The sequence below is a fragment of the Kineococcus siccus genome (genome assembly GCF_009906795.1).
Classification (GTDB): domain Bacteria; phylum Actinomycetota; class Actinomycetes; order Actinomycetales; family Kineococcaceae; genus Kineococcus; species Kineococcus siccus.
The window spans coordinates 1-7,130 of the sequence record NZ_JAAALN010000210.1 but is presented as its reverse complement, the minus strand read 5'-3'; the positions used below and the strand labels follow the sequence as shown (position 1 = coordinate 7,130).

At 75.7% G+C, this 7,130-nt stretch carries 6 protein-coding genes; 2 read left to right on the top strand and 4 right to left on the bottom strand.

The window, feature by feature from the left end; translation table 11 throughout:
* The first annotated feature begins 89 nt into the window (after positions 1-89).
* Complete coding sequence (gene aroQ, locus GTR02_RS18045) at positions 90-536, top strand: type II 3-dehydroquinate dehydratase (RefSeq protein WP_166608874.1); 447 nt, start codon at positions 90-92, stop codon at positions 534-536.
* A 42-nt stretch (positions 537-578) separates the two neighbouring features.
* Positions 579-2,243 (top strand): FAD-binding protein, encoded by a 1,665-nt coding sequence (locus tag GTR02_RS18040; protein WP_166608873.1) that lies wholly within the window; start codon positions 579-581, stop codon positions 2,241-2,243.
* Between the two features lie 60 nt (positions 2,244-2,303).
* Here GTR02_RS18040 and GTR02_RS18035 read toward each other — a convergent pair whose 3' ends face one another.
* The 4 genes from GTR02_RS18035 to GTR02_RS18020 form a co-directional block, all read right to left on the bottom strand.
* The gene (locus GTR02_RS18035) at positions 2,304-3,947 is read right to left on the bottom strand and encodes an ATP-binding SpoIIE family protein phosphatase (RefSeq protein WP_166608872.1); all 1,644 of its coding nucleotides are present in this window, start codon (positions 3,945-3,947) and stop codon (positions 2,304-2,306) included.
* Positions 3,948-4,029: 82 nt separating this feature from the next.
* Complete coding sequence (locus GTR02_RS18030) at positions 4,030-4,917, bottom strand: SDR family NAD(P)-dependent oxidoreductase (RefSeq protein WP_166608871.1); 888 nt, start codon at positions 4,915-4,917, stop codon at positions 4,030-4,032.
* 70 nt (positions 4,918-4,987) lie between these two features.
* Positions 4,988-6,226 (bottom strand): MFS transporter, encoded by a 1,239-nt coding sequence (locus GTR02_RS18025; protein WP_166608870.1) that lies wholly within the window; start codon positions 6,224-6,226, stop codon positions 4,988-4,990.
* Positions 6,227-6,334: 108 nt separating this feature from the next.
* Positions 6,335-7,130, bottom strand: a 796-nt coding sequence (locus tag GTR02_RS18020; protein WP_166608869.1) for a diguanylate cyclase domain-containing protein, incomplete at its 5' end; no start/stop codon positions are given.

Genomic DNA, 7,130 nt, shown 5'->3' with positions numbered 1-7,130 from the left:
GTCCACACCCCCCCCCCGCCGTCCACAGCCGTCCGCGTCCACGGTCGTGCTCGTCCGGGGGCGGCCCGCCGGGCGGTAGCGTCCGCCGCGTGAAGGTCCTCGTGCTCAACGGCCCCAACCTCGACCGCCTCGGCACGCGCCAGCCGGAGGTCTACGGCACCACCACGCTGGCCGACGTCGCCGCGCGGCTGCAGGCGCTGGGCCGGGAGCTCGGTGCGGAGGTGGAGCTGCGCCAGACCAACGCCGAGGCCGAGATGCTCGGCTGGATCCACGAGGCGGCCGACGCCCGCACGCCCGTGGTGCTCAACCCGGCCGGCTGGACGCACACCTCCGTCGCCCTGCGCGACGCCTGCGCCGAGCTCAGCGCCGGCCTCGTCGAGGTGCACCTGTCCAACGTGCACGCGCGGGAGGACTTCCGCCGCCACTCCTACGTCACGCCGGTCGCGACGGGGGTCGTCGCGGGCCTCGGCGTCGTCGGGTACGAGCTCGCCGTGCGCTTCCTCGTCGGTGACCGCGCTGTCGGTGCGCGCGCGTAGGCTTCGCGCGAGCAGGTCCGTCGCGCACGCAGGGGAGACGCAGTGGTCGAGCACATGAAGTGGTGGGGCTGGGGCCAGGAGGGCGTCGCCTTCCACCACGAGGACAAGCCCAAGCTGGCACCCTTCGTGTCGCGCGTGTCCGGCATCGACTTCAACCGGCCGCCCGTCGCCGTGCCCGACCTGGCCGATCTCGCGGTCCCGGCGTCGCAGGCGCCCGCGGACCTCAAGGACGCCTTCGTCGCGCTGCTCGGGGCCGAGCACGTGCACGACGACGACCTCGACCGGGTCGTGCACACCTACGGCAAGAGCATGCGCGACCTGATCCGCATCCGCCGCGGCGACTTCGGCCGCGTCCCCGACCTGGTCGTCTACCCGGCGGACGAGGCGCAGGTCGAGGCCGCCCTGCGGCTGTCCCTCGAGCGCGACCTGGTGCTCATCCCCTTCGGCGGCGGCTCGAACATCGTCGGCAGCCTCGAGGCCCCGCGCGAGGAGACCCGCACGGTGGTGTCCCTCGACGTGGGCCGCATGCGCCGGGTCCTGGAGGTCGACGAGACCTCGCAGTACGCCGTGATCCAGGCCGGGGCCCTCGGGCCGGACCTCGAGGAGCAGCTCAACGCCCGCGGCTGGACGATCGGGCACTTCCCCGACAGCTTCAAGCACTCCACCCTCGGCGGCTGGATCGCGACGCGGTCCTCGGGCATGCAGTCCGACCGCTTCGGCGACATCGCCGACATCACCAAGGCCGTGCGCGTCGTCACCCCGCGCGGGGTCGTGGTGACCCGGCGCGTGCCGTCGGAGTCGACGGGGCCGAGCGTGCGGGAGATGGTCCTCGGCAGCGAGGGCCGGCTCGGCATCATCACGGAGGCGACCGTGCAGGTGCACCGCCTCGCCGAGGAGCGCGTCATCCAGGCGTACTTCTTCCCCGACTACGCGAGCGGCCTCGAGGCCATGCACGACATCGCCGCCTCCGACGCCTACCCGTCGATCACGCGCGTCTCCGACGAGAACGAGACGCAGTTCACGCTCGCCACGTCGAAGAAGAGCAGTGCCGTGGGCCAGTTGCTCAGCAAGGGCGTCTCGCTCTACGCGAGCAAGCGCAAGGGCATGGACCCGTCGAAGATGTGCCTGTCCTTCATCGGGTTCGAGGGTTCCTCCGCCCACGTGCGCCGCAGCAAGTCGATCGTGTCGGACATCGTCGGCAAGCACGGCGGCTTCGGCGTCGGGGCCGGCCCCGGCACGCTGTACGACCAGAAGAAGTTCGACACGCCCTACATCCGCGACTTCATCCTCGACCGCGGCGCCTACGGTGACGTGTCGGAGACGAGTTCCCCGTGGACCACGCTGAAGTCGCTGCACGACAACGTGGTCGCGGCCGCCAACAAGGCGTTCGCGGAGATCGGCGTGCAGGGGTTCATCTTCTGCCACCTGTCGCACAGCTACCACATCGGCGCCTGCCAGTACTTCACCTTCGCCTTCGCCGCGACGGGCGAGCGCGACGGGCTCGAGGAGTACGAGATCGTGAAGTCGGCCATCCAGCAGGCCTTCATCGACAACGGCGGGACGCTGTCGCACCACCACGCGGTCGGTCGCGAGCACAAGCGCTGGCTGGCCGAGGACATCTCGCCCGCGGGCCGCGAGATCGTCGGCGCGCTGTTCGGCGCGGTCGACCCGGGGCGCAACCTCAACCCGGGCGCGATCGTCGACTGACCCCTGGGTCTCCGGACGGCCGGGACCCCCGCGGGGGTCCCGGCCGTCACGGCGCCCGGCTCAGGCCGGCATCTCGGCCCACACCGTCTTGCCGTCGCCGCTGGGCGCGACCCACCAGCGTTCGCACACGACCTCGACGATGTGCATCCCGCGGCCGCCCGTGGCGTCGTCCCGGCTGACGCGCGGTTGCGGGTGGCGGGTCGAGCTGTCCTCGACCCCGACGGAGAGCCGGGACAGCTCCACGTCGTGGCGCAGGGTCAGGGCCGCGCTGGACCCCGTGTGCAGCAGGGCGTTGGTGACCAGCTCGGAGACCACGAGCTCCGCCGCGTCGGCGGGTTCGGGCAGGTCCCAGTCGGCCAGCGTGGAGCGGAGGTAGTCGCGCGCCGCGGAGACCGCCCGGGCGTCGGCGGGCAGCTGCACCCGCACCTCGCGCGTCGTGGGGTCGGGCCCGAGGTAGTCGAGGACCACGAGCGCGGCGTCGTCGGACATCGCGCGCGAGGCGGGGGCCAGGACCCGGTCGGCGATGGCCGAGGCGGTCGCGGTGGCGTGCTGCACCAGCACGGCCTCGAGGGCGGCCGCTCCCTCGCCGCTGTCCTCGCGCTCCCACTCCACGACCCCGTCGGTGTAGAGCAGGATCCGGCTGCGCGAGCGCAGGCGGTGCACGCGCTCGGTGTACCCCGCACCCGCCAGGACGCCCAGGGGAGGTCCCGGCTCGACGTCCAGGGTCCGCGACCCGCGTGCACCGAAGACGACGGGCGGCGGGTGCCCCGCGCTCGCGAGGGTGACCTCGCCCGTGCGCTCGTCGAGCGAGACGAGGCAGCAGGTCGCGAAGAGGTCGGCGTCCAGCCCCACGAGCAGGGTGTTGGTGCGCTCGAGCACCGCGCCGGGGCCGTGCCCCTCGCTGACGTAGGCGCTGACGGCCGTGCGGACCTGGCCCATGAGCGCCGCCGCGGCCGTGTTGTGACCCTGCACGTCGCCGATGACGACGACGAAGGCGCGGTCGGTGCGGACGGCGTCGAAGAAGTCGCCGCCCACGTCGGAGCCGGCCGCCGCCGGCAGGTAGCGCGTGGTCAGCGTGACCGCGTCCGAGTTCGGCAGCCGGTGCGGCAGCAGCGCGTCCTGCAGGGCGCGGGCCGTCTCCGCCGAGCGCTGGGCGGCGCGGGCCTCCTCCGCCGCGGCGGCCTCGCGACGCCCGCGGCGCTCCCGGTCGAACAGGGCGACCACCAGCGTGGCGAGGTCCGCGAGCTCGGTGCGCTGCGCGTCGGTGACCGTGCGGAGGTCGCTGTCGAACACGCACAGGGTGCCGAGGACCTCACCGCCGGGCGTGGTCAGGGGCGCGGCCGCGTAGGTCCGGATCCCGCCGAGGCGACCGTCGACCCACGGGTTCGCGGCGAAGCGGACGTCGCGCCGGGCGTCGGGGACGTGGACCACGCCGCCGACGGAGATGCTCGTGCTGCACATCGAGTCCTCGCGGGCGCAGTCGGCGCGCTCGCAGCCCTCAGTCGCGAGCTGCCGCTGGAGGCGCTCGTCGATGATGTTGACGACCGCGGTGGACAGCCCCGTCGCCCGCGCTGCCAGCCGCACCACGGCTTGCAGCTCGGGCGGCGGGGTCGCCTCCACGTCGACGTAGTCGCGGAGGGCGGCGAGCCGCGCGGCTTCGGTCGGGGCCGTCCCCGTGGTCGTGCTGGGGGTGGGCCCGGGCATGCGACCAGCCTACCTCTAGAAGATGACTCTGCGCGCAGTACCTGTCACTGAACGTGTCCGGCTCGGCCCGGCGGCGGCGAGGTCAGGCGCCCGAGGTGGGGTACCGGCGGGCCGCACCGCCCGGCATGCGGTTCCACACCCGGCTGACCAGACCGCGCGGCAGGACGTCGACGACGGTCGCCACGACCGCCCACCGCCGGGTGGGCACGCTGACGGCGCGCCCCGCGAACAGGTCGTCGAGCGCCGCGTCGACGACGTCCGCGACGTCGAGCCAGACGCGGTCGCTCAGCGCCGAGCGCCCGCCCTTGCGCATGCCCGAGCGGTCGTGGAACTCGGTGCGCACGTACCCGGGGGCGACGACCGTGGCCGTCACCCCCGTGCCGCGCAGCTCGCCGGCGAGGGTCTCCGTCAGCACGATGACGTAGGCCTTCGCGGCCGAGTAGTGCCCCCCGCCGGGCACGAGACCCGCGACGGAGCCGACGTTGAGCACGCGCCCGCGCCCCCGCGGGACCATGGCACCCGCGGCGGCCCGCGACAGGACCATGACCGCGCGGCACAGGACGTCGAACATCCGCTCGTGGTCGGCCGGGACGCCGTCGACGAAGCGCTGCCGCAGGCCGAAGCCCGCGTTGTTGACGAGGACGTCGACCGGCCGGGCCGGGTCGGCGACGCGCTGCGCGACGCGCTCGAGGGCGGCCCGGTCGGACAGGTCCGCCGAGAGGACCTCCACCTCGACGCCGTGGCGCGCGCGCAGGGCGGCCGCGGTGCTCGCCAGCCGCGACTCGTCGCGCGCCACGAGGACGAGGTCGTGACCCCGCGCCGCGAGCCGGTCGGCGAAGCCCGCACCCAGCCCGGCGGTCGCGCCGGTCACAAGAGCCGTGGGCCGGCGGCCGTCCGTGGTCCCGCCCGCCGGCCCGCTCGCGGGGGTGGCCTCGGGCGTCGGGTCGCTGGGCGTCGCTGCGCTGGTCATGGAGGAGGACCCTACGGGCGCGCCCGGGCCGGCGGCGCGGGGTCCGGCGGCGCGGGGTCCGGCGGCGCCCTCAGCCGGCGGGCTGCAGCGCGGTGCGCCACCGCGGCTGGGCCGCGAGCGCGATGGCCGCGGCCGCGAGCACGGCCACGGCCGCGACCGCGAGCGACTCCCGCGGGCCGCCGCGGTCGATGAGCACGCCGGCGAGCGCGTTGCCCACGGCGGCGCCGGCCGTCACGGCCGTCGACAGCCACGCCTGCGCCTCGCCCAGGCGGTGCGACGGGGCGAGCTCGTCGACCAGGCTCTGCAGCACGATGAGGTTGGGCGCGATGAACAGGCCCGTGACGAACAGCACCGGGACGAGCAGCGCCAGCGGCGGGTCGTCGGTGGCCGCCGCACCGGCGAGCACGACGAGCATGAGGCCGAAGCCGCCCATCGAGACGGTCACCCGCATCCGCTCCGGCGCCCGCCACTGCCGGTTGCCGTAGAGCAGCCCGCCCAGGGCGCTGCCCGCGGCGATGCCCGCGAACAGGTAGCCGAGCTTGTCGGAGGAGCCCAGGACCTGCTCGGCCAGCCCCGCGAGGGAGACGTCGAGCAGGCCGAAGCCGACGCTCATGGCCGCCAGCACGACGAGCGTGACGGGGATGCCGCGCTCGAGGGCGACGGGGCGCGTCCCCGGCGGCCGGCCCGCGGAGGCCACCGCCTGCCGCGGCTCGGGCCGCCACGAGCGGGCTGCCTCGGTGCGGGAGTAGAGGATCCCGCCGCCGGCGAGGATCAGCACGGTGACGACCATGGGGGCCGCGGGGGGCCCGACCGCCAGGATCAGGGTCAGCAGCAGGGGCCCGGTGACGAAGAGCGTCTCGACGGCGCTGGCGTCCAGGGCGTAGCCCAGCCGCTGCTGGCGCGGGTCGGGCAGCGCCACCCGCCAGGCCGCGCGCATCGCGGGGCTGACCGGCGGGAAGGTCAGCCCGACGAGCACGGCGAGGCCCACGAGGACGGCCGGGGGGACCTCGGGGCGGGAGGTGGCGGCGGTGAGGGCGAGCAGGGCGGCCGCGCTGCTGCAGGCCGACGTCGTGATGACGCGCGGCTGGCCGTAGGTGTCCAGCGCGCGGCCCCACACGGGGGAGCCCACGGCGACCCCGACGGCGAAGGCGCCCGCGACGACGCCGGCGAGCGTGTAGGAGTCGCGCAGCGTCTCCACCAGCAGGACCAGCCCGAGGGGGGCCATCGAGATCGGGAGCCGGGCGAGCACCGCCGCGGCGAAGGGCCGGGCTGCGCGCGGGTTGCGCAGCAGGAGGACGTAGTCCTTCATCACTACCTGTTCAGATCGTCGCCGTGGACGCGTCGCGCGCCCCCGGCCACTGTGCCAGGTGCGCGGCCGCGGAGGTGTCCCGGCCGGACGGTGCAGCGGGAGGTGACGTCAGACGGGCCAGATGCGGGCGCAGTGGCCCCCGGCCGAGCGGGCGGCCTCCAGCGCGGCGGCGGCCTGGGTGACCGCGTCCGCGGCCGTGGCGGCCCGGGTGGGCGCGAGGCTCGCGCCGATGCTGACGCGGATGCCGCTGGCCTCGGGCGCCGTCAGCGCCGAGGACTCCAGGGCGTGCAGCAGGGCGTCGGCCACGCGGTCCACGACGCCCTCGGCCACGGTGAGCGGCAGCCCGGTCAGCAGCACGGCGTGCAGACGCTCGCCCAGCGGGATCCAGCGGTCGGCCGAGCGGACGGAGGAGCGCAGGCGGCGGGCCACGAGCGCGGACGGGTCCGCGGCCGAGGTGTCGGCCGCGCCGGTCGCGTCGGTGCCGAGCAGCAGCAGCGCGCAGCCGCTGCCGCGGCGCCGGTCGGTGTCCACGGCCTGCTGCAGGACCGCGTCGAGCCCGTACCGGGCCACCGCGGCGACGGGGTCGGGGGTGGAGAGCTCCGGACCGGCCGGAGCGGCCGCCGCGGGCGGTGCGGCGGGCGGCTCCCGGCGCGCGACGGGCACAGCGGGTCCGGGCAGGGCGGGGTCCTCGCGCTCGAGCAGGTCCGCCACGACGGCGGCCACGAGGTCGCGGTCGTGCGTGAGGACCAGCTCGTGACGGCCGTCGCCGAGCGGCCGGCTGACCACGGCGGCGGCGGTGCCCGGCCCGAGGACCGCGAGGTGCGGCGCGGGAGGCCCGGGCGGCGTTCCTGGCGCGCGCCGCGGGAGCACGAGCAGCGGCTGGCTGCCGTGGACGGCGTGCAGC